Genomic DNA, 23,782 nt, shown 5'->3' on the forward strand with positions numbered 1-23,782 from the left:
AGATGCAGATAAGAGACAACGTATACTCACCATTGTAGAAACCTGCCGGAAACAAAAGCTGAATCCACTTAATTGGCTCCGCGCCATTCTCGAAGCGACGTTAAACAAAACGTCCTATCCTCTACTCGGCGACTTCAAAGCAGCCTGTCAATAGGGCCCTGCTGAACGGTTACAACAATTAGACCGATTATAATGGATTAAAAGCAAGGATTTCGTTGCATAATCAGCTACCTAAGGACTAACATATTTAGTGCACTCAACATTAAAGTATCTGGACGTCGGCGAAATTACGAAGCGATCTATATAGTATGATAGTATGAGTTTCGTTTCACGGTTTCGTTACGTACATTAATATTGTAAGCGGGCTTATCATAAGTAAAACGGGCGGAACATCGCATGAAAATATTAGTCGTTGAAGACGAAACAAAAACTGGAGACTACATCAAACAAGGCCTTGCCGAATCGGGCTTTGTTGTTGAGTTAGTTCGGACCGGCCTCGATGGCCATCACAAAGCCATGCTCGGTGAATATGAGTTGATCATCTTAGACGTCATGCTGCCTGATATCGATGGTTGGAAAATATTGTCATCGTTACGAGAGTCTAACAATCATACACCGGTTCTTTTTCTTACTGCTCGTGATCATGTGAATGACCGTGTTAAAGGTTTAGAGCTCGGCGCAGATGATTACTTAGTGAAGCCGTTTGCATTTGCTGAGCTGCTAGCGCGTGTGCGCACGTTGATCCGCCGCGGCACGTCCGTGCCCAATAATATTTTACACATAGCCGATTTGGAGCTCGACATTCCTTCGCGTATTGCCACGCGAAGTGGGCGCACAATAAACCTGACAACTAAAGAGTTCACCTTATTAGAATTAATGGTGAGACGCCAAGGCGAGGTATTGCCGCGTTCTCTTATTGCTTCGCAAGTATGGGATATGAATTTTGATAGCGATACCAATGTGATTGATGTCGCCATTCGCCGTCTTCGAGCAAAAATCGATGATGACTTTTCACCAAAGCTCATTCAGACTGTGCGAGGGATGGGATATAAAATGTGCAGTAATGAATCTTAAGGATCTATCAAAGCGACCAAGCTCTCTCGCCTTTCGGGTCACTATACTTGTTGGGCTCACTATCTTTGTGTGCCTAACGTTTATAAGTCTTATTGTGCAGCAATCGATTGCTCAGCATTTTGAAGAGCAGGATGCAGATGAGCTGAATGAGGTGTTTCTAGCCGTGAAACGCAAGCTTAATACAGCGTATAGTGAAGGGGTTGCACCGTCTAGCATATTATTCCAAGCTGTCTCTGGGCATCACGGTGTCTATTATTTAGTTAAAAATAAAGACAACGAAGTTATTTTTAGCAGTGAGAGTGCGGTGCTAGAAAAATACCCTGGGGATACGTATGAAATAGAACAAATAACGCCATCCATGTTAAGCCTCTTTTTCGACGGCGAACATATGTTACGGGCAACGGAAATAACCGTGCGTATTGAAGACGGCAACATCCAAACACATTATCAAGTCATCGTTGCCTCGAACATGGAATTTCATATGAACTATATGGAAGACTTCGAGACAACATTGTGGGGGATCATTGTATTGTCTGGGGCTATTACGATCTTAGCCGCGCGGTTTGCTGTTTATCGTGGTCACTCCCCCTTACGACGTCTCAGTCGCAAAATCGGTTCCATCACCGCGGATAAATTGGATATCAGGTTGGAACCCACCGAAGTCCCAGTGGAGCTTGCTAATCTGGTGGAGTCCTTTAATGCGATGATTGAGAGACTTGAAAGCGGGTTTGAGCAGCTGTCCCATTTTTCCGCTGACATAGCTCATGAACTAAGAACGCCTATCACCAACCTGACTACACAGACCCAAGTCATACTCAATCAACCACGCTCGACGAATGAATACACTGACATCTTATATTCTAACTTAGAAGAGTACGAGCGAATGTCGAAAATGGTCAGTGACATGTTGTTACTAGCACAAACGGAGCATGGCTTGATCAAACCCAACGCTGAGCGGATAGACTGTCAGAAAGAAATCGGTGAATTAATCGAATACTTTGAGCTCTTGGCCGAAGAGAAGCACATCAGCATTCAACTTATTGGTCACAAAATAACGTTAATGTGCGACAAATCGATGTTTCGACAAGCACTGAGCAACTTGTTATCTAATGCCATTCGGTACACTCCCGATAATGCAGAAGTAACCGTATCTACTCAAATACAGGATAACGAAGCATTGATATCGATTTCAAACCCAGGTAATAAGATCCCTGACATTCAACTTTCTCGCCTTTTCGATCGTTTCTACCGCGCGGATCCATCTCGAAAACGTGACGGGCAAGGCGCTGGATTAGGATTAACCATTGCGAGATCTGTTCTTGAAGTTAACGGTGCACATATACAAGTGGGATCAGATGAGCAGGCAACCACGTTCACGGTCATCTTTCCATTGCGCAGCTGACGCCTCGAACACACGCAAGTGTTAGTTCGAGACGCCAGTTGGACTAAAAGGTATACACGCCTTTTAAATAATAGAAACCGCCGTTAATGCCAATGGGTGACGTCGTTGGGTACTTTGAACCCGCCACTTCGGTATCATAAAGCACATTTTCATCAGGGAGGTTGTCAAACGCATTTCGAGCGCCTAGTGTCATAATAAATGATTCATTAATATGATAACCAACTTCAAAATCGACCGTGTATTCCGCACCCACTTCCTCTATGGGTAAACCGGCATCGATGTGATCTTCAAAAATGTCACTAAAATAATTAAGGCGCGTTAATATCCGCCAATCGCCATTCGTATGATTGCCAGTCAGGCTGAAGCGGTATTCAGGCAAATTATCCTCAATCATTCGAATGCGAGTGGGTGAAATGTTTTGGACTTGCTCACCATTCACATCGAACGTTTTAACATCATCAACTTCTGTATCGGTCCAGTTCCCCGCAAACGAGAAAACCGTATCTCCTCCCAACATTTCCATTGAATAATTAGCGACGACATCAATACCTTGTGTTGACGTTGTAAAGTCATTTGTGAAGAAACTCACTTCACTAAAACTCGATGCGTCAGTGACGCCTTGGGCGAGAAGCGCATTGATATCCGCTTGCGTGAGGGTGATCCCCGACGTTGTGCTGATCCTATCTTCAACTTCAATATTGAAGTAATCGATGGTAACAAATAACCCATTTTCAAATTCTCCTACCCATCCTACACTGTAGCTCGTAGATTCCTCAGGTTGGAGGGGCGTTGCCCCCTTTTGAATGGAAATCGGATCCGACGGCGGCAGCGTGGCTCTATCAACCAATCCCGTTGCACTGAACGCGGTAGTGACGTTTCGTACATTCGATTGTCCTATGGTCGGCGCTTTGAATCCAGTTGCGATGGCGCCGCGTATTGCGACGGTTTCATTCAGTTGATAGCGCGCAGACAACTTGCCTTTGGTTGTGTCACCAAAATCACTAAAGTCCTCGTACCGAATAGCTGCCCCCACCATAAAATCGTCGCTAAAGAAATACTCCGAATCAATATACAGCGCTGCGCTGTTACGACTATTCTTGCCTTGGAACCGAGCGGCTAACCCAGGAAAGCCGTTTGAACCGATACCAAATCCCTGTGCGGCTAAAGGGCCTACTTCGTAGGACTTTGGATCCCCAGCGATGGCTTCAAACGCTTCATATCGATACTCAATGCCCCCGGCTAAGAACAACGGTTCATTCCCGCCAATATCAATATACTTATTGATGTCGATATTGAAGCTCGCTTCTGTTTGAATGTAGCGCCCGGGATTAAACGATGTTGGTGTATCCGGTCCTAATGACGGATTTATGGTGTTGCTAATGGCATAATCGATTTCATTAGTACCATAAGCACCACTGACATCGTAATTTAGCTCGTTATCCAATTCTCCACGAGTACCAACAACCAATGAAGCATCAGTAACGATCCCCCCAAATTTTGGGGTAAATCCACCAGGAAAGAGTTCGTTGAATGCAAAACAATCAGGATTGTTTGCAACTTGGTTGATATAAACAGGGTTTTCTAGCACGTTTGAGCCGACGGCTATATCGGTCGGACAGTTGCCCGATAGATCTGGCGTCAAGTCGGCTACCAGTAATAATTGCTCACCACTGTCATTGGTTCCGCCATCATTGACACCACCGCGGTTGTGTGGGTTTCGAAAGTAAAACCCGCCCTCCACTTCTCGTCTCGCATAGTTACCAAATAAATACGCTTCACTGTTTTGATCAAGCTCCAAACCTGCATTGGCAAAAAACTTAAGATCCCCTTTTATTTCAGGACTCCCCCATACTTGCGCCGGATCTTCAACGAACGTGTTGCCATTGTTTATCAGCGCCGCCGCATCATCGCGTTGTACGCTTCGTGACGTGGGATCGGCCGTTCGATATTCTAGAGAGAGATTGACAAACCCTTGATCAGTCAATGGCAACCCAACATTGCCCGCGACCATCGTCGTTGCGCCGTCCCCTTCATAATATTGACCTTTATTAAATTCCACTAGGCCTCCTTCAGCGTCATCTTTAAGCGCAAAGTTGATCACGCCGGCAATTGCGTCAGAGCCATATTGTGCTGCCGCACCGTCCCGTAATACTTCAACTTGTTTAAGTGCAACAGACGGTATGACGGATATATCAGGCCCTTGCGCACCGTCGGATATTTGACCACCTAAAAACGTAATAACCGCTGAGCGATGACGCCGTTTTCCATTCACCAGTATCAAGGTGTGATCCGGCGCGAGCCCTCTTAAATTCGCGGGACGTACTAGGGTTGAAGCATCATTAATTGGTTGGTCGTTAACATTAAAGGATGGCACGGCGGCTTGCATCATTGTCGTGATGTCGGTGGACCCGGTACTTTTAAATTCTTCTGCGCTGATAATGTCAACAGGTACCGCTGAATCCCCTATCGAGCGTGGCGCTGAACGCGTACCGACGACTGCATTTTTTCTACATCCGCCTCAGTGGTGCCGGCCTGCTCTTGTGCAACCAGCGTGGGTGAAATAGCCACTGCGATAGAAGCAGACAAAAGAGTCTTTGCAAACCCCAACCTTGTCGCCTTTGATTTAGTGTTAGTCATGTGTTTCCCTGATTTTATGTCTATGTCGTGTTGTTTGAAAAATCTCTTGAGAACCCAAACCGGTTGTTACAGATGTAGGAGGGCTAAGAGACTACCGTGCTGCGCAAAATACGCGCAGACACTGGCCAATACTGACAAAATCCGCCATGACCTACATGGCGGTGGAATTACATGATAATTACAATTTTGAAAGGTACTAAGAGTGTAAGAAATGCCTGATCTTCAGCCGGCAAATCATGACAATGCCATGGGACGCACAGGCTATGCTGCGCAGCGCCCCAGCACCGATAGCGTCATGAACAACGGTAGGGATTGGATCTTGAGCACAGCAATGTCATAAGAAAAGCAGACGGTCGATGTGCTCACCTGGTGAGACATTGTTCATTTGATAAGGTGGTATGTTTATCGTTCGCTACATAACATCTTGTGTCGTTTACGCATCAACAGCATTATCATTGCGGCGTATCATCGTTTACGCTTAACTTCTTCGTTTTTTTCACCGTTTTGTTTGTTTGGTGCATGTATTCTGCGATCAGATGCGCTTGTGTGTTTACCGTCGCGTCAGCTGCCACTAATTGCTGGCGAGTTTCATTAAGTGCAATCGTTTGTGTATTCAGAGCGTCAGTCGAAGAGGACAGATCATCGCGAAGCAGATCGGATGCGTGCTCTAACCTCTCGACGGTTTGTTCAAGACGCTGATTGTTACTGCGGGATTGCGCGAGTGCCTCTTCCAAAAAGCGGTTCTGCTCTGCCAATGCTTTGTGATCGTTAAGCGCCTGAGACAATGTAACCTCCAATCGCGCCAGTGTAAGTTTTTGCTCTTGGTTGGTGCCGGTTAAGCCGGCCAGCTCTTGCGTCAACGCGTGTTGTTGATGATTGAGTTGTGCGATCGTACTTTCAAAATGATGGGTTTCGCGCTCACGCTGAGACGCGACAGACGCACGATAATGCTCAAGCGCCGCACGCGCATCCACGTGCTTGTCCTCTAATGATTGATTATGCGTTGTCAGTAACTGGATTTCCTGTGTCATTGATGCGAGCCGTTGTTCGTAACGATCACACTCGCGAAGTGCTGTATCGCGCGCCGCTGTGATGTCAGTCACATATTGAGTCAATTCAGCGATGTCATTGTTAGCTCGCGCAATCTGAGCCTGCAACGTATCGTTTTGCTCCGATAGTGCGACTGCGCAAGCCGCCTGCTCGTCAAGTGACTTTTTAAACCTACTTTCACGTTCAACCAACGTGGCATGCGTCTCCTTTTTTAATCGCGCCGCAACGTGGCTTACAAGCTGCTGTAATTCTTCAGACAGTAAGACTTCTACCGGCGCATTTGCGCCCCCTTCGGTTAAGCGTTTCAAATGCTTATGAATAGTGCTCTTTGAGCCCGTATGCCCGAGCTCTGCGCGCACAGCGTCGATCGACACACTGTCACCGCGCGCAATGATGGCCTCTGTGGCTTGTTTAACGTTTGTCAGCGTCACGCCGGTTCGCGCCATGATAATGTACTGTATTACGTAATATGTATATACAGTATAATGTTGGAAGCATTCGAAATCAAAATAGGGAAATCAAAACAAGCGATAATCGTGGGTTATTTCACCTGTATACGCTGAAGCCCTTGATTAACCATTACATTGATACATACTATCCTTATCGCTAAAAATTGAGGTGTCAAAATCGCCCTATGTCTACCCTCCCGCGAAACGTACAAACACATTCGGTAGATGACTATATTCAGGCCGCCACACGTGATAATACGAGACGCACTTACCAAGGTGCGGTCGAGCATTTTGAAGTGGATTGGGGCGGTATGCTGCCCACTACAAGCGAGGCGCTATGTCGATATTTGGCACACTATGCGAATACCCTTGCCTACAACACACTCAAAACCCGATTGGCTGCCCTGTCCCAGTGGCATCAAAGCCAAGGATTTGTTGATCCCACCAAAGTCATCCAAGTGAAAAAGGTGCTTAAAGGTATACGGGCGTTGCACCCTGCCCCGGTGAAGAAAGCCACGCCCTTGGCGATGTCCATGCTTGAACAGTTAGACAGCCATCTCAATGCCGAATGTCGCAGTGACTCACGAGGTGTCTCATTGCGGGCCGCGCGCGACCGGGCTTTAATTTGGGTCGGATTTTGGCGAGGGTTTCGAAGTGATGAACTCACGCGTCTACTACTCCAGGGTATCGAGGAATCACCTAATCATGGTCTATCGCTTTACCTGTCACAGTCAAAAGGCGACCGGCAATACGCAGGTAAACGTCACCGACTACCGGCATTAAATACGCTATGCCCATGTGCTGCGTTAGATGCCTGGCGAGAGATGTTGGGCGACCACGAGGGACCTGTATTTAGAAAAATCGATCGCTGGGGTGTCATTGCTGAACATGCCTTAAACCCGCGGAGTATCAGTCGTATACTCAGACAACGATTTGAGAAAGCCGGTATCAATAACGCGCAGACATTTAGCAGCCACTCTCTTCGCCGCGGTTTCGCTTATTGGGCGGCAGAGCAGCGTTGGAGCTTAAGCGATCTGATGACACACGTAGGATGGAAAGACACACGTACCGCCATGGCATATTTAGAGACACTGCACCCTACATTCCAACAACCAACATAACGGATCCAGTTTATTCATCAATACTATCTTGGCTGGGCAACAACGCGTCCGGCGTGACACCGATAACATCGGCTAACTGATACAGTAATTCGATCGTGATATTGGCTTCACCACGCTCAATTCGGCCCACATAACTTCTGTCTACTTTCGCCTGTAGCGCTAACGCTTCTTGCGACAATCCTGCAGATTTGCGCGATGTTCGAATGACGCGCCCTAACGCGACGGATAACTGTGACATAAACTGACCTGCTTAAAAGTCAGTAATATCTCTACTTGCGGCTTAATAAACCACGGACTATAATCCGCATTTTTAAAATTCCCTTTGCAGTAAAAAGGTATATTATGCGGCAATTTACGCCACACCCTGGCCTTATTCAGGCCATTGTCTCTCTCGATAGCCCGCGTTTTCGCGTCACCGACATCCGTGATTGTTACATGACATTATATCCAGGCAAACAAAACAAAAATGACGTGAGACGTTGGATACACAGTTTTATGCGGACGTTTATAAAGCATGGTTTATTAGTTGATGTCACAGAAAATGAGGACAAAGCGGCGCACTACCGCCAAACGAATAAATTACATTCGATAGTCGATTCATCGGCAAGTCACAACATCAACAATCAAGACACGTTGGAAAAAAATCTTACTGAAATACAAAAACGGCTCCATGCACGACAACATGATATTTTGATCAGCTTAGGGGCAACCGAGGAACTGGAAAGTTTAAAATCCGAATTCCCAGACATGGCCCTGCGCATTGATAAAAAATTAAATGAATTTAAAGATCAAAATGTACGAACGCTTGGAAAAATAAAAGCACTCGAATTATTACTCTCTGCTACTTCATGAAACTTAGACATTGGCAAGCCCAATGCCTTGACGCTGCCATGAAACACTATCACAGTGGTCATCGGCAATTTGGTTGTTTAGCTACGCCAGGTGCTGGTAAGTCCGTATTTGCCGCAGTGACGGTTAAAGCCATGCTCAACGCAGGTTTAGTGGATTTTGTATTGTGCATTGCACCCTCTGTTACGGTAAGAAATGGACTTAAGTCAACGTTTGAAAAGGTGTTGGAGCAACCTATGGACGGATTCTTGGGCTCCATTGGATTAACACTGACCTACCAAGGCTTGTCATCAATGGCACCCGGGATGATTGGCAGGCTGTTGCAACAACGCCTGATCATCGTACTCGATGAAATTCATCATTGTGGTGGTCATGATAGACACAATGCAACCTATTGGGGCGCATCACTGATGGCGTTGATGCAACACAATACACCGCCATATACATTATCCTTATCCGGCACGCCATGGCGAACGGATGAAAACTATGTCACCTCATTGCTTTACGATCAAAACCTACGTCCCAATATGCAGTTTAGTTATGGGCTAAATGATGCGGTTAAAGAAGGTGTGTGCCGCACACCTTCAGTGCATTTGATCGACAGTTCGAAATGGCGAGTGATTGAGCCAGACCACACCACGCGCACGCATAACAGTCTGAAGCAACTCCTTAAAGATGAAAACCTGGCCTATCAACACGTCCTAGAGGAATCATTGTTTCTCTCGAACATCCTGCACTACGCGAATGAGAGATTAGTCACACTGAGACAAGATTGCAGTGATGTAGGCGGGTTGATTGTGGCTTCAAGTATAAAACATGCCACACAAATACAACGAATGTTAAGAAACATTACGCAGCAAGAGCCATGGCTCGTTACGAGTGACACAGATAAAAGCCATGCAGTCATTCAACAATTTAGAAACTCAGCTGCGCCTTGGTTAATTTCAGTTGGTATGGTCAGTGAGGGAACCGATATTCCAAGACTACAAGTATGCTGTCATCTTAGTCGGATCTGCACTGAACTGCACTTTAGACAGGTGCTTGGCCGGATCTTAAGGAAGCGCCCAAAAGATACTCATCCACAAGCAACCTTGATTGTGCCTGCGCACCCAGAGTTAAGTGAGTTTGCCGCGTTCCTCAAAGCAGAAATTCCCGAACATGTTTCGGTGGTCTGGCGGAAGAAAAAAGGCGACAGTTTAATAACTTCAGTAAGCCCATCCGACGACACACTAAAGCCTGATCCTGAAACACGTCTAACAAGTCAAGTCACAGAAGGCTCAAACCTTACAGAGTCGCAGAGTACAACAAATACCGGAGCGACCTCTAAAGCGTTGATCGCGCTAACATCATACGGAAAATTTGAAAAAGAGGTACTCCGTTTCACATAAATCGGAAAAAATAAAAAACAGTCCAAACGAAACAACGGAAATTAGCTTGATTGGATTAAACAACGCGTACCTTATTGCTTGATTTATTCTCGCTCAAAAGGTAATTCGCAATCTCCACAAATGACATTAAGTGTGGCTTTGCCGTAGATCTTTGTATCACATCCAGGACACACATGTTTACTGCGCGTTTGACGTTTAGCGACTTCTGGAAGGTAAAATGTGTCTGGCATAGCGTTGAAATCGTCATTCGTAGACGGTAATGCTCCAGATGCTGCCTCATCATCCAATGACACAACGTTGGCATTTAATACATCACTTGCATGAGCACAGTGTTCAACTAATGCATCCTGCGCCAACGTGGGTGTGTCGACAATCACAGGCTCATGAAGCTTGGGCAGCGCCAATCTATCTACCCAGTTTAGTCTGAAATCTATATCTTGCGTCAAGGCATTCGCCGCCTTCATAAAAAGACCTTGTTTCATGATAAAGTCACTCATATGACGTCCTACGATCGCACCTCCGGGCTCGCCTGTATCCGAGGGCATCAAACCGACATCCATCATCTTTTGTGCCCATTGTCTATTGTGGTAATGGCCCTCGCTAGGCTGTCCAAAATGAAACTGCCATGCATGGACCATTTCATGCACGAGCGTTTGAAAGATTTCAATCATTCTTGATGAGGCAAAATAGGCGGGATTGATGCTGATTTCACTACACAGTTTACCTTGTGCGTTACCCCATCTCTTAGCCGCGAAGAACCCCATGACATTCTTTTTTCGTTGTAAGGTGAAAATCACGGGAGGCAACGCATTATCAAATAAGCATGCATTAAAATGGTCGTATGCGGTCACGAGCGGTGCGTAAAGTTCATCTGTAGGCGACATGACGTAATTAATATGATTCTGACAATCGTTTAACTGTACATTACATTAATGATGACAGTTTTGTTAGAAGATACGGTTATTAAAAAGAGAAAATTGATTCCAAAATACTTTATTTTGTACAGTGTACACTGCACAAATTTATCGATAATGTTATTAAAAAGTCGATATTAATATCGAAAAGGAATGAACATGGCACAAATGAAGGTGCTCTCTGCTGCAAGAAAACAAGCCTTTAATAGCGTACCAAAATTGACCAAAGAAGCAACGCTTGGCTATTTTACTCTGGATTTAGAAACAAAAAAATCTTACGTAAAATGCAATCGGATGTGGCGAAAGTGGGCTTTCTCGTTTCAAAGGCTTATTTTCAAGCAAAAGGACGGTTTTTTGAATCGAGTCGTTTCTTTGCTGCTGATATTAAAAGAGCTTCGCGTGTACTGGCGCTCAATCACGCTGTCGATATGGACAAATACACCCCAGAAATGGCAACTCGTCATAGGAAACAAATCCTCGCTCAGTATAACTGGCAGGCCTACAGCAATGAGACCGCAGCACTGTTAGCCTTACACACAGACAGTTTGGTCTCTATTCGCATGAATAAAGAAGACATCTTATTTGCATTGGTGTCATTTTGTTGGATGCGACGTGTGGAGATCCCTTCATACAACCAGTTCGTGGACATTATCTCTATCGGATTTCAATCTTATGAAACACGTATGCTTGAGCGAGTCGAGACATCATTATCCGCAAAAAAGAAAAACGCATTAATTCAATTTTTTCCACAACATTCACATCTACACACCATAGGCGAGTTGAAAAGGATTGACCAAGGGCTTGGGCAACGAAGCCTCAATCAGAACGCTTCTATTTTAAAACTGTTTAGTGAGCAATTTAGTGAGTTAGCCAGAGTGTATAAAAAGGTTAACTTGACAGATGAAGCCATCACACATTTTTCTGATGCTATATATTTGGGAAATAATGACGAAATCAGGCGCCTGAAAAATGACAATAAACAATCGCTTTATTATCTTTCTTTTATTTATGATCAGGTTCACAAGCGTAATGACTTTGCCGCTGATGCTCTTCTCAAAGTCGTTAAACAATTTACGAATCGCGCAAAAGGTGATGAACGTAGCAAACGTGATGAACAACGGTTAAGCACATTAGAAGCAAATAGAACCGTGCTCAACAGTGCGAAAGACGCCAAACGCGTCTTAGAGCTGGTGTTTTCAATTACCAAAGATCCAAATCTATCATTTGAAGAGCGTAACGAACGTTCCCAACAGTTGATAAGCGCTTTTTTTAGTGCGCAAAATCCGGAATTTGATAAGCATATTGAGCGTGTAGGAAACAGCATAATCAAACAAGCAACACACGCTGATTACTACAGCTCGCTTTTTGAAAACAGTCTTAAACTTCAACGTTTACTTGGTTCACTTATTAAAGCGATGAGTTTTTACAAACAGAGTAAAAATCAAGCGCTGCTAGATGCAATTGACTTTTACCTTTCGCAGCCCAAAGCGATTGACGAAGATTCTCCTACTGCGTTTCTAACGAAAACCGAAGCTAATCTTCTGTTTGAGGAAGACGATATAAACCCGCTTAATAAGTATCGTGTATTTCTTTTCAATGCAGTAGCAAAAGGACTCAAAGACAAATCACTCACCCTAGAATATTCGTACCGCTACAAGCAAACGCCCAGCTACATGATTGGAGTCGAAGAGTGGCGTAATCATAAGAAGCGATTATTGGCGGCTGCTTCCCTGGATAAATTTTTTGATGGTCGTTCGGTACTCGATGGTATAGGTATGAGTGTGACCCAGCGATTTGAAGACGTGACTCGTCGTATTGCTCAAGATGAAAACCCCCATTTCTCTGTCAAAGACGACGGAACCTGGCGTATTCGATACCCTGATCCAGAATTCTCCATTGCTAAATACATCCCAACCTTACTAGGGTCATCGCGTTCAGTCACACTTCAAGATGTCATGTTCGAAATTGACCGACATACAAATTTTTCAAGCTGCTTTCGCAATCGGCTTCCTCGCGGCGGTAATACAGAGATTGATATTCGTTTACTTTTTGCCACGGTGTTAAGTTTGGGAACGAACCTTGGGCACACTGAGCTGGCCAGAGCCAGTAAGCTATTTTCTGAAAAAGCATTGAAAGATACTGAAAATTCTTGGGTATCGATTGCCAATTTACAACGAGCGAATGACTGTCTGGTTAAGACTATTCAATCTCTCTCGCTGCCGACAATCTATAACGAAAATAATGGCAGGCTGCACACAAGTAGCGACGGTAAGAAGGTTGTCGTAAACGTCAATTCGTTGTTGGCAAATTACTCATACAAATACTACGGAAAAGAACAAGGCATAAGCGTAAATAGCTTCTTGGACGAAAAACAGTCTTTCTTTCATGTTAACGTTTTGACATCATCAGATCGTGAAGCGCCTTATGTGCTAGAAGGATTGGTATCTTCTAAACACACACTGATGCAAGACGACATTGAGGAACATATTCACAGCACAGACACCCATGGGTATACAGAGGCGGTATTTGCCGGTCTTTATCTCATGGATGTTTCATTTGCCCCTCGCATTAAAAACGTTCATCACCAAACGCTTTATGCTTATCATTCCAAATCAACACAGAAGTATTCTGATTCACCACTTGCCCCTAAGTCCCAAATCAATAAAAAACTTATATTGGATAATTGGGACGACATTTTAAGATTGATGGCATCGATGAAATTAAAACGCTGTAGTTCATCTCAGATGCTCAAAATGCTATCCAGCAGTGAGCGTGATAATACTTTGTATAAGGCATTTAAAGAATTCGGTAGGTTGCTAAAAACCCACTTTATTCTCAATTATGTAGACGACGAAGAACTAAGACAAAATATTCAAAAGCAGCTCAATAGAGTTGAGCTGGGGCAAAAACTTGCTGATAAAGTACTTTTTGGCAGAAATGGCAAGCTTCAGGTTGGTTTGCACGATGAAGTTCAGTTGGTGATGGCTAGCAATACTTTACTTCGCAATATGATAATCCTATGGAACTACCTTTTCCTCTCTGACTACTGCTTAACACTCGATTCTGAAGAACAACGCGCAAAAGTAATAGAGTCAATTTCAACTGGCTCAGTCATTGCTTGGGCCCATATTAACTTTATGGGTATTTACGAATTTAACCCAGTAGGTAAAAGCAGGTTTAATGCGACTTTGAACAAGATGCGCAATGTTTCTATCTAGATAATTTATTATTATCAATGGGTTAGCTCTTTATGTCGTAATCTAGTGACCTATACGGTAGTTCAGCCTAGATATCAATACCCTATTTAACATAATATACATTATGCGCAATTAAGTATATGAGGGTTTAGGGTAGTTGATGCCAGCCTTCTCGGTAGCTTTGTCGTGCGTGATGACTTACACACTTTTTTGCGTTTGCAGCTATTGCGTGGTTATGAGGTGTGTTTTTATAACGTGCGTGAGATTAAAATCTGAGGCCGCTTTGCGCGCATACGGTCACCGTATGCGCGTAGCGCAGCCTTAGTTTTCTATTAATTTGCAGGTCTATTAATTAGATTCAGTGTCCGGTCAACTTGATGACGGTAAAAAGATATATCGTCAACTCGCTCGTAATCTAGAATAAAGTCTGGCAACAACTGATGGTAAATTGCTGGCACAATTAAAGATGTATCAACCTTCGTTTGATAGATTTGGAAGTTCAGATTATCAGGACTAATATGCTCTATAATATCGTCAGTTAATTCTTGTATTACTTCACCACCATAGCTTTCACCTTTAACACTATAAGCATCCAGTAATTTACTTCCTAGGTATTCAATACCGAACCAGTTTTCTGATTCTTCCTGTAAATAATCTAAGCTAAATACACAGTAATTGTTTTGCCATTTACACAGGCAAACAATGGATTCTTTATTGAAATCGGCATGCCTGGCATAGTCCATTGCTTTGTTTAAATTCATTGTGCTTTTCTCGATTGGTGAATCAGATTCTTTGAATACGCCCAGTCCGGAACCTCAGCTGGTTTGGCTTCTAATATTCTAAACAACGGAACTACATTTGATTTCGCAGGTTCGCATGGCCTTAAATCGATATTGATCCCATATTCCATTAACGATTTTCGTTGCCGGTAATATGTGGCTTTCGACATCATACTTCTTAGGTCATGGCCCTCAGTCCATAATGTTTAAGTTGCTATTAATTTATTAGGCAGCTTTGCCGTGATTTCATCAGTTAATCTTATTTGGTCAGTCATTTCTATTTTACCTAAGTACAGGTTGAACAACTGGCGAACTCGATTGGGTGTTAAGTCTTTCGCTTGCGTAATATCGAGCTTTTCTAGTTCTTTGCGGTGTAAACGCAGCTCGATACGCAACTTGTTTTCTGCCCAATTTTCGATGCCGATATTAGTTAATTGCTCAGGTAACTGTCCGGTTTTAGTTCTGATTTCTTCGGCTTTGCAATACAGTTTAATTGCCCAGCGCTCAGAGGTTTTTCCGAAGTAAAGCGTTCCTCCCTTGGTGGTTGGTCTGCCGTGACGTGTCTTAGCTTTAAACTCCATGGCGCGGATAAATGCTAGAACATCACTGCGTGATGGTAAGTTGAACGAGTAATTTATGTCGGTCATTCCAAGGTTATAATTACCGCTACGGATAGCAACTCGCTCTGGTAATGTTGGTTGAAGCTTGAACTGGTCTGCAATAATGTTGAACGTGTCATAAACAAGCGTAAGCAGATCGTCAGAGCCAAATACATTGTGATTGTGACCTTGAAGGAATTTAGAAGGGTTGCCGCTTACCCATAAATGGGTTGCGTTGCCCTGCCCGTCTGCGCCTTCACTCTTAATAGATATTCGCTTGTCATAACTGCCAACAGCATGATTTCTTTTTGGGCTGCGCCATTCAATTTCACCATGTTCGTCCATGCTAAAAACTTCTCCAGCATTTAATGGAGCGTGAACAATTGGCAAAGAGGCACGAACCCAATCAATCATTGGATATTTACCTGTACGGTTCTCATTTTGAGACAAAAGTCGGGTATTACTAGACTTCCCAGCTCGCTGTAATTTTTCACTCTGCAAAACCTGTCAATACACTTATATGTGAAATACAAATACACATGTAAAGCAAGTCAAGCTTTATGGTTTAAAAGCGTGGTGTATGATTCTACGTACACGTGAAATAAGAGTGTTAAAGTATTTTTATAGGCGAAAATGTTAGGGCGTTAAGGTTACAAAGGGCTAATCCAATCACAGTTTGCAAGCGCATCAGCGATGCAATTAACGCAGGTTTCAAGAGTTGTGAACGGCGATACAGATCCAAAGGCGTCTACGCTTAATAAGATCATCACTTGCTTAGGCTGCACAGCTAATGATATTTTCAATAAACACAGCGAGTGACAGAAAATGAATTTAGAAGAATTAATTTATGCGAAGGATATACTCACAGGCATGGACATTAAAACCGTTGCAGTTTTATCGCGCTTGCTTGATAACCACGCGTTGTTTATTCAGCAGGTACAAGACACTTACAAGAATGACCCACATCCACAGGCTGCAGCAATGAAAAAGCGGGCTTGAATTTAGAGAAATACGGCATTAAAGAATAGGCCATCGTTTCCCCTGCTCTCGCGTTGTATTCGTCCGGTTTAGCAGGGTGGCCATGACTCTTTATTGAACGGAGTCAGGCCGTTGGGTGAAGAAGATTCTGCATTTATACCTAGAAGAACGCTTCCGTTCACTTCATGCCGGCTGGGCATAAAAAAGCCCTCAAATGAGGGCTTTTTTGCTTATTTACTAGTTTTAAAATAAATCTCAATCGTCTTACAAACCCTATTCACAAAGAAGTAGGCTATTAATAAATAAACAACTGTAGGATCGACTGTTATCATGTTTTCTATAAACTTTAATGCTTCGTTTCGCATAACGATTTTGCCGTTGTCTGTTTGCGCGCGAGGCTTGGGCAATACAGCCCTTTTATTATATTTTCTTCTACAACGACTAGCGCTCGTTGGTATATCGTCCACGTTTCACAACATTGAAAATATTCTTTAATTATACCTAATTGGAAGTACAATTTGTGAACTATTTTTGAGCGCGTTATAACTATGAATAAACCAGTCACTTTGACCACTGACCAACAGCTAAGTTTGGTACGCATGCCGTAATTGCTTATACAGCTTGCCGCCACGCAACTTGTCTTGCTGTACTTAGCCGTAAACCCACTCATGACTGACTGGGTGGCCAAGAATTTTTCCTACACCTGCAATCTGCTCGGGACTCCATTTCTGACTCAACCCAAACTTAACAAGATTCATCGTCAGGACGGGTATTCCATATTTCGCTGCCTGACATCGTCGTTTCATCGTCTTAGCCTGCGCAACTTCAGGCAAGTAGTGATTCTTCCGAATTCTGTTACGCCGTACTTCACGACCAATCCTGCTGTGGCTCACTTTAAGCCGCTTATTAATATCCCGGTAGCTGAAACCCTCGTGTAAGTAGGCCTCGATCTGGTATCGTTGGCCTTCGATCAACTGCTTGTAACTCATGATAATACTCATGATTGTTTGGCGACTACAGAGTACCACCAACAGGCAGTTGATCTCTTGTCACCGTTTAACCATGAGTGATGCACTTATTATCTGAATTCGGGGCCTTGGGTATCTCCAGAATTTACGTAGCGACACCTTAAATTTGGAATATTTTTTATATTAAGTACTATTGCATCATGATTATTCGGTATGCATTTTATTACTGCTCAATTAAATTCTTACAATACGGCCCCTATTCTCATACTAATTTCGGTCTTAAGTTATTTATTTTATATTCCTAAAGGATAAATTTTAAGCACCTGCTCCGATTCACTAAATAAATTTCATGCCGTGTTTTTTTTACTTCTCTTCCGAATTAAGTTATTAGCCTCTTCATAAAAGTAGCATGGTATATCCTTGTGGCTATTTGATAAATTTGCGTAATTAAACTCAGGGGGAGCTTCACTAGGATCTATTTCCTTAAAATCACTTATAATTTTGTTTTGCTGTTTTGTATCTGAAAAACTTAAAATATGTACGCTGATATCAGCAAGTTTTTGTAACGCTAATAGCGCCCCCTTTAAATCACCGTCGCCATATAAATTTGCACTATTACGTTCAAACTCTAACTCAAGGTTAGTTGTAGGTTTTATCAGACGACAGCAAAGTTCTTTTTCGGTGTTATGGAGAACCTGTGCGATTTGTATGAATACTTCGACTATTTGACCTTTGTCGGTCGAAGACAACTGAGTAATTAAACTATAGATTAACCCAAAATTTGCATCTAAAACATCTTCAAATGAGTTGTCTACCGTAAACGTTGGAATTCCAGACTCACTCTTTGGAAAAACTTTGTGGTGTAACTCTCTAGATCTTATTATGACATCGTCATTTATGATATTTTCTATATGCTTTTCAAATAGCTCAATATGACGATGATAGTTTGTAAAGTCGTTTTGGGCAGAGAGCAAATTTATACTTTTTTTAGTTTGTTCTGAACGGTGATTTGTTGCATATAGAGCAAGAAGAGGGATAAGTGTTGCTAGGATAGCCAAGGGAAATTTAAACATTAAAAATAAATTGTTGAATCCATTATATGTAAAGTCTAAGTATAAATCGTATTGGAATGAACTAACTATGCTTATGGTAAGCAATAAAACGATAAATAGAAAAATCACACACACACATGTTTTCTTAACTATAGCTAATTGAAAGAAACTTTGGTTTGCGGGAAATGCATCCAATAACTTGTCAAACAAAATAAAAACCTCCAATAATGAAACCAAATATTTAAACAATTTTTAAAATTATACTGAAAAATATCTCTGGTAAACAAGCTATTTGCAATCTTTCTCAATAAACAATGGGCTATTGGCGTCAATAGCATTGATGAAATCTGTAATAATTTTGCTATTAATTACAATATTTGGGTTAGTTTTTCAAAGCCGCATTTTCTATTTCTAATATAATTATGCGTTCTAACATTCTTAACAACTGCTTGCGGTTTTCTCTTTGTATTTTAGTCAGGTTTTTATTTAATAAAGTCACATCTTCTTCTGATAAAGATACTTCAACACTTTCGGTAATATTCGCGTTGTGTACAAATTGTTTGTAATGACTAACGCTGTTTTCTATTGCAGTATCTATTAAATGTTGCGAACAGCCAACTAGCTTGCCAGTAATATACGTTGCAATAACTTTTCTTACTTCTGCTAAACATGTAGGAAACGCTATAACATTTTCTACATGTTGTTTTATGTCATCACTTTCAATTGTGCTCACTAAACGCTACCTTCAATCTACATATAATCCGCGTATTGAAATCTATTATTTGGTTTTAATAGAACATTGCTGAATTCCTAAATTCAGTAAATAAAAGAATCTATGGCTTAGCTTCTTTTATTGTTTAAGCTATTCACTACTGCACTTAACATTTCTTTATCGCCGTCATGAATTAACGCTTTCATACTGCGTTCATAAGCTTCTTTAGCATGTTTAGTTGCAGCTTTACAAATATCATCATTGCTTGTTTTTGCAATGGCATCTAACGTCTTTTGTATTCTTATAGAGACTTCAATCATGGATGCACCATCTCGTGCTAAACCTGTGAATGCGTCATCAAACATATCGGCCGTACTCATGTCAGGTACGGTTACTTTATCGTATTTAATATCACCAATGTCATCGCATTTTTCTTTGTGCGCCCACTGAATAAACAGCCGAGCATAACTGCCAAGAATACTGATGGCGGTACCTGGGTCGTTTACTGAAGGTGAAAGCGCGCGGGATGCTATTTCTGATAGCACGACCAATCCATATCTAGGATCGGCTTCAAATGACCGTTCGCTGCCAATTTGAAATGCTGAAAGCAGTGCTGATTTATCGCTGGCTTTACTGCTGCTGTCATCCTCGGAGTTTTTCGGTTTAAAGCTCTCGATGTAGCACAGCGGTTTATCCGGTGTGCAAAATTGTCCGGGTAGCATGGCGATATGAACTTGAGTGTCTCGTTCTTCAGCCCACGCTTGTACTTTTGCCATATCAACCATTTGTACATAGCCAATACTATCAGTTGTTAGTGTTTGGTATTTTGAGGGATCACCGCCCTGCTCTTTCACACTGTTCGGCTGCGGCTTACCGCCGAGCCTGGGCGTCGATAATCGATGGTTAATAGCACGCATGGCGGCATCTTCAACTTTTTGTACCGTAGAGCCCACACGGCCGAGTCTCGCGACACTGTCTACCCACCGGATAAACGTAAGAATGACAATCACAAAGACGAGACAGGTAAGACAAAAAAGAAGAAATATTCCAGCGTCTTCGAAGAAATTGTTAATTGATGCGGTTATGGCGACGACGCTAAAGATAAACGCGCCTACAAAAGTAGACAGCGCATTTTGTGAGGCATCATCTGAGATGATTAAACTTACCGAACGTGGCGTCGATGACCTGCTAGCAGATGCATAGGCACTTACCATAGTGCCTGCCGAGAAAGTCGCTATGACCAGCATGCTCGATGCCATAATGGATAGCAGTGTTTCTACTGAGGATTGATCGACTTTAGGTAGATGTTCAGCGAGTGCGGTGCCGTCTGCCAGTTTTGAGGCGAACACCGCAGCGATAGACAATACGCATAGTGATAAAGGCTTTACCCACAGTTTTTCCTTGAAGCTAAAAAGTAAAAAACGAAATCTATCTACTGAAATAGGCGCATCCATTAATTCGTGTCCTTTCTTTTATTATAATTATAGTAAGAAGTTTCTATTTCATACGTTTGTTTCCGGCACAACGTTTAGAACAATACACTACGTTATCCCAATTCTTCTCCCATTTCTTACGCCAAGTGAATAGTCTGTTGCACACGGGGCACATTTTGCTTGGTAAATCAGACTTCTTCATTTTCAGATAATTTAGTTAAAAAAATTGTCACGCTGTCTTTCATTGCGTTTATATTTTCATCTTTCATGCGGCCATGAGTTTTATACATCATTGCCATTCTTGGATTACCGCTTAGCTTTTCTTTATGCTTATCGATAAAATGCCAGTATAAGTAATTGAACGGGCAAGCCTTAGGACCTGTTTTTTTACTAACTTGATAACCGCAGTTTTTGCAGTAGTTCGACATTTTATTAATATAGCTACCACTGGCGACATAAGGTTTGCTCGCGAGTTGACCGCCATCACTGTATAAGATCATGCCTGCTACATTTGGTAGTTCTACCCATTCATACGCATCTGCATAAACCAGCAAGTACCATTGTTGAACTTCTTCGGGTGACAACCCCGTTAAAAGACAGAAATTCCCCAGCACCATTAATCGCTGTATATGATGAGCATACGCGTTTGCTTGTGTTTCCTTTATGCATTGGCGCATGCAGTTCATATTGGTTTGGCCATCCCAAAAGAAATCGGGAAGTGAGCGATTATTATTGAAATAATTATCGCTTTTAAGGCCTGGCATAAAGTGCCAATAAAACCCTCTAACAAATTCCCGCCACCCCAGTATTTGGCGGATAAAACCTTCAACCGAGTTAAGCGGCGCAGTGCCTGCGTAGTAAGCCGATTCCGCAGCATCAATGGCTTCTCTAGGGCTTAGCAAACCACAATTTAAATAAAACGCGATATGAGAATGATATAACCATGGCTTACCTTCAACCATGGCATCTTGGTATTGGCCAAAATGGGGTAACCGTTCTTCTATGAAGTCGCTTAGCACCGTTAACGCATCGTCACGGGTAACGGCAAAGTGAAATGGGCTAATATCACCAAAGTGATCGCTGAACTCGTTCTCCACCAAATGAATTACATCTTGAGTAATCGCATCTATTTCAAATTGCGTGTGTGAAGGCACATTTGTACCTGCAGGCATGGGCTCTCGGTTTTGAGCGTCGTAATTCCATTTCCCGCCAATAGGGTTTTTATCTTCCATCAAGATGCCATGCTTTCTACGCATCTCTCGGTAGAAAAACTCCATGCGCAACTGCTTTCTGTCATGGGCCCAATCACTAAATTCTTTGGGGCTGGCGAGAAAACGAGCGTCATTGATTATGCTGACAGGCACACCTAAGGATTGCTCCCATTGCTGCATGCTTTTCAGTAAACGATATTCGCCAGGTGATGTCACTTTGACATTATCAAAGTCGCCGCTCGCTAGCGTATATTTAACTTGTTCGAGCAAACTGCCTTGGTTTGACTCATCGTTATAATCAATATAGTTGACGTTAAAATTATCTTCTTTCAACGCTTTTGCGAAATGTCGCATGGCACTAAAGAGGAAAACAATTTTCTTTTTGTGATGCTTTACGTAAGTAGCTTCCTCACGTACTTCTGCCATAAGCACGGTATCTTGCGCTTTTGTTGCGTTTTCTAAAACAGACAGGTTGTGAGTAAGCTGATCACCTAAAATAAGTATTAAAGACGCCATGGGTACCCTACTCTTTTAAAGCCTGAAAGGCATCTAAAGCACGCTGTCTCGATACTTTTAAATCTACGATAGGTTTAGGATAAGTATCCCCTAAATGTACGCCTGCATCTTTAGCGATGACCGGCGGCGCATCCCAAGGCTTATGTATGTATTTATCAGGAAGGTCGGCAAGTTCAGGGCAGTACTTCCTGACGTATTTTCCTTGTTTATCAAATTTTTCTCCCTGTAATAACGGGTTAAAAATTCTGAAATACGGTGCTGCGTCAGCGCCTGTGCCTGCTACCCACTGCCAACCAGCGGTATTGCTGGCTAAATCAGCGTCTACTAGGCAGTCCCAGAACCAACGTTCGCCTTCTTGCCAACTAATAAGAAGATTTTTAACCAAGAAAGAACCTACAATCATACGAACACGGTTGTGCATATACCCGGTTTGCCACAGTTCTCGCATACCCGCGTCAACAATAGGGATACCGGTTTGCCCTTTTTGCCATGCTTTAAGAGATTTCGCATCAGTGCGCCAATTGAACTTATCAAATTTATCATTAAAGTTTTTGGTCGGTATGGTTGGAAAATGGTAAAGCAAGTAATAGCTAAACTCGCGCCAGCCCAACTCACTTAGATAAGTATCTATGCTTTTATCTTCACTGGTTTCAAACCTGTCTTTAATGGCATACCAGACTTGATTAGGCGACACTTCGCCAAAATGCAGATGAGGTGATAGATGAGAGGTTCCATTCATTGACGGAATATCACGGGCATCTTTATATTTGCGGGCAGAGTGCTCGATAAAATCTTGTAAATTGTCAGCGGCACCGTCTTCACCTGGTTTCCAGTGATTTTTAAAATCACTGTCCCAATCTAGCGAAGGAAGTAAGTTGAGATCGTCTATACTACAAGACCCGTTAGCCTTAGTATTTTTACTATCATCAACATCGGCGTATGTAATTCGTGCTGGCGGTGCTTGAGGATAGCGTGGAGGCTCAACGTTCAAACAACCTTTTCTATAATATGGGGTGAAAACTCGGTAAGGCGTCCCGTCTTTTTTGTGCACCTTCATCGGCTCCCACAGCAAACTACCGTTACTGCTGTGCGCCTCAAAGTCATTGTCTAAAAGCTGCTTTTTAATCGCTTTATCTCGATTAATTTGCCAAGGCTCATAGCAGCGATTCCAATAGATTCCCTTCGCTTCATAGGCTTCCATTAATGCAGGGATAAGCGTTTTAGGATCGCCTTTAAATACTTTTAGGTGATTATTCAATTTCTCGTTCAATGAATTCAACGAGTGATGTAACCACCAGTTACTGGCGCCTCCTAATGCTTTTGCATCGTTCGCATTATCATCGTAAATGTAAATCGGGATTATTTTTCCTTCATCACAGGCTGCATTTAACGCGGGGTTATCTTTTACTCTAAGGTCCTGTCTGAACCACATTATTGACACTGGCACTGTCAC

Annotated in this window: 20 protein-coding genes and 3 pseudogenes; 9 read left to right on the forward strand and 14 right to left on the reverse strand. The window is 42.8% G+C overall.

Annotated elements, in window-relative coordinates; all coding sequences use genetic code 11:
• Nucleotides 1-396 precede the first annotated feature (396 nt).
• On the forward strand, nt 397-1,074 hold the full coding sequence (locus C7Y69_RS07225; RefSeq protein ID WP_071978925.1) for a heavy metal response regulator transcription factor: 678 nt from the start codon (nt 397-399) through the stop codon (nt 1,072-1,074).
• Nucleotides 1,064-2,476 (forward strand): heavy metal sensor histidine kinase, encoded by a 1,413-nt coding sequence (locus C7Y69_RS07230; protein WP_126872260.1) that lies wholly within the window; start codon nt 1,064-1,066, stop codon nt 2,474-2,476. Before C7Y69_RS07225 ends, C7Y69_RS07230 begins: the two co-directional genes overlap by 11 nt.
• Nucleotides 2,477-2,519: 43 nt before the next feature.
• On the opposite strand, the pseudogene C7Y69_RS07235 reads toward C7Y69_RS07230, so the two are convergent.
• Nucleotides 2,520-5,113: pseudogene (locus C7Y69_RS07235) on the reverse strand (TonB-dependent receptor plug domain-containing protein).
• A gap of 211 nt (nt 5,114-5,324) precedes the next feature.
• On the opposite strand from C7Y69_RS07235, the gene C7Y69_RS21810 reads away from it, so the two are divergent.
• Entirely contained in the window at nt 5,325-5,453 is a 129-nt protein-coding gene (locus C7Y69_RS21810; protein ID WP_260563439.1) for a hypothetical protein, read from the forward strand.
• A 112-nt stretch (nt 5,454-5,565) separates the two neighbouring features.
• Here C7Y69_RS21810 and C7Y69_RS07240 read toward each other — a convergent pair whose 3' ends face one another.
• Nucleotides 5,566-6,609: a DNA-binding protein gene (locus C7Y69_RS07240; RefSeq protein ID WP_126872261.1), complete on the reverse strand. Its 1,044-nt coding sequence runs from the start codon at nt 6,607-6,609 to the stop codon at nt 5,566-5,568.
• A 188-nt stretch (nt 6,610-6,797) separates the two neighbouring features.
• Between C7Y69_RS07240 and C7Y69_RS07245 the strand changes: the two genes are divergently transcribed.
• Nucleotides 6,798-7,733 carry a site-specific integrase gene (locus tag C7Y69_RS07245; protein ID WP_126872262.1) on the forward strand — a complete coding sequence of 312 codons (936 nt, stop codon included), beginning with the start codon at nt 6,798-6,800 and terminating at the stop codon, nt 7,731-7,733.
• A gap of 10 nt (nt 7,734-7,743) precedes the next feature.
• Here the strand turns inward: C7Y69_RS07245 and C7Y69_RS07250 are convergent, their stop codons facing one another.
• Nucleotides 7,744-7,971 carry a helix-turn-helix domain-containing protein gene (locus C7Y69_RS07250; protein ID WP_049588578.1) on the reverse strand — a complete coding sequence of 76 codons (228 nt, stop codon included), beginning with the start codon at nt 7,969-7,971 and terminating at the stop codon, nt 7,744-7,746.
• Between the two features lie 104 nt (nt 7,972-8,075).
• Between C7Y69_RS07250 and C7Y69_RS07255 the strand changes: the two genes are divergently transcribed.
• Together C7Y69_RS07255 and C7Y69_RS07260 are read left to right on the forward strand one after the other, a co-directional pair.
• A complete protein-coding gene (locus C7Y69_RS07255; RefSeq protein WP_049588577.1) occupies nt 8,076-8,585 on the forward strand; it encodes a hypothetical protein in 510 nt (169 codons plus the stop codon).
• The gene (locus tag C7Y69_RS07260) at nt 8,582-9,970 is read left to right on the forward strand and encodes a DEAD/DEAH box helicase (protein WP_049588576.1); all 1,389 of its coding nucleotides are present in this window, start codon (nt 8,582-8,584) and stop codon (nt 9,968-9,970) included. Before C7Y69_RS07255 ends, C7Y69_RS07260 begins: the two co-directional genes overlap by 4 nt.
• Nucleotides 9,971-10,053: 83 nt before the next feature.
• Here the strand turns inward: C7Y69_RS07260 and C7Y69_RS21815 are convergent, their stop codons facing one another.
• Together C7Y69_RS21815 and C7Y69_RS22055 are read right to left on the reverse strand one after the other, a co-directional pair.
• Entirely contained in the window at nt 10,054-10,467 is a 414-nt protein-coding gene (locus C7Y69_RS21815; protein WP_260563440.1) for a hypothetical protein, read from the reverse strand.
• Nucleotides 10,468-10,530: 63 nt separating this feature from the next.
• Nucleotides 10,531-10,854: pseudogene (locus C7Y69_RS22055) on the reverse strand (SprT-like domain-containing protein); the annotation flags it as partial.
• 302 nt (nt 10,855-11,156) lie between these two features.
• Between C7Y69_RS22055 and C7Y69_RS07270 the strand changes: the two are divergent.
• Nucleotides 11,157-14,102 carry a Tn3 family transposase gene (locus C7Y69_RS07270; RefSeq protein WP_260563459.1) on the forward strand — a complete coding sequence of 982 codons (2,946 nt, stop codon included), beginning with the start codon at nt 11,157-11,159 and terminating at the stop codon, nt 14,100-14,102.
• A gap of 311 nt (nt 14,103-14,413) precedes the next feature.
• Here the strand turns inward: C7Y69_RS07270 and C7Y69_RS07275 are convergent, their stop codons facing one another.
• Both C7Y69_RS07275 and C7Y69_RS07285 read right to left on the reverse strand, forming a co-directional pair.
• Nucleotides 14,414-14,842, reverse strand: coding sequence for a hypothetical protein (locus C7Y69_RS07275; protein ID WP_013784100.1), 429 nt, complete (start codon nt 14,840-14,842; stop codon nt 14,414-14,416).
• Nucleotides 14,839-15,873: pseudogene (locus C7Y69_RS07285) on the reverse strand (phage/plasmid replication protein, II/X family). Before C7Y69_RS07285 ends, C7Y69_RS07275 begins: the two are co-directional and overlap by 4 nt.
• Nucleotides 15,874-16,122: 249 nt before the next feature.
• Between C7Y69_RS07285 and C7Y69_RS22060 the strand changes: the two are divergent.
• Nucleotides 16,123-16,278, forward strand: coding sequence for a hypothetical protein (locus tag C7Y69_RS22060; RefSeq protein WP_409513421.1), 156 nt, complete (start codon nt 16,123-16,125; stop codon nt 16,276-16,278).
• Between the two features lie 6 nt (nt 16,279-16,284).
• Nucleotides 16,285-16,458: a hypothetical protein gene (locus C7Y69_RS21535; RefSeq protein WP_013784097.1), complete on the forward strand. Its 174-nt coding sequence runs from the start codon at nt 16,285-16,287 to the stop codon at nt 16,456-16,458.
• A 629-nt stretch (nt 16,459-17,087) separates the two neighbouring features.
• Here the strand turns inward: C7Y69_RS21535 and C7Y69_RS07295 are convergent.
• The 7 genes from C7Y69_RS07295 to C7Y69_RS07325 form a co-directional block, all read right to left on the reverse strand.
• On the reverse strand, nt 17,088-17,426 hold the full coding sequence (locus C7Y69_RS07295) for a helix-turn-helix domain-containing protein (protein ID WP_013784096.1): 339 nt from the start codon (nt 17,424-17,426) through the stop codon (nt 17,088-17,090).
• 326 nt (nt 17,427-17,752) lie between these two features.
• Nucleotides 17,753-18,667 carry a hypothetical protein gene (locus tag C7Y69_RS07300; RefSeq protein WP_013784095.1) on the reverse strand — a complete coding sequence of 305 codons (915 nt, stop codon included), beginning with the start codon at nt 18,665-18,667 and terminating at the stop codon, nt 17,753-17,755.
• 172 nt (nt 18,668-18,839) lie between these two features.
• Entirely contained in the window at nt 18,840-19,190 is a 351-nt protein-coding gene (locus C7Y69_RS07305) for a hypothetical protein (protein WP_013784094.1), read from the reverse strand.
• A gap of 107 nt (nt 19,191-19,297) precedes the next feature.
• Nucleotides 19,298-20,623, reverse strand: coding sequence for a DUF2254 domain-containing protein (locus tag C7Y69_RS07310; RefSeq protein WP_013784093.1), 1,326 nt, complete (start codon nt 20,621-20,623; stop codon nt 19,298-19,300).
• Between the two features lie 43 nt (nt 20,624-20,666).
• A complete protein-coding gene (locus C7Y69_RS07315) occupies nt 20,667-20,804 on the reverse strand; it encodes a DUF2256 domain-containing protein (RefSeq protein WP_013784092.1) in 138 nt (45 codons plus the stop codon).
• The gene (locus tag C7Y69_RS07320) at nt 20,791-22,329 is read right to left on the reverse strand and encodes a cryptochrome/photolyase family protein (RefSeq protein ID WP_126872264.1); all 1,539 of its coding nucleotides are present in this window, start codon (nt 22,327-22,329) and stop codon (nt 20,791-20,793) included. The genes C7Y69_RS07315 and C7Y69_RS07320 overlap by 14 nt, the downstream gene beginning before the upstream one ends.
• 7 nt (nt 22,330-22,336) lie before the next feature.
• Nucleotides 22,337-23,782: a cryptochrome/photolyase family protein gene (locus C7Y69_RS07325; RefSeq protein WP_126872265.1), complete on the reverse strand. Its 1,446-nt coding sequence runs from the start codon at nt 23,780-23,782 to the stop codon at nt 22,337-22,339.

Source organism: Alteromonas sp. KS69, from assembly GCF_003989595.1.
Classification (GTDB): Bacteria; Pseudomonadota; Gammaproteobacteria; order Enterobacterales; family Alteromonadaceae; genus Alteromonas; species Alteromonas naphthalenivorans.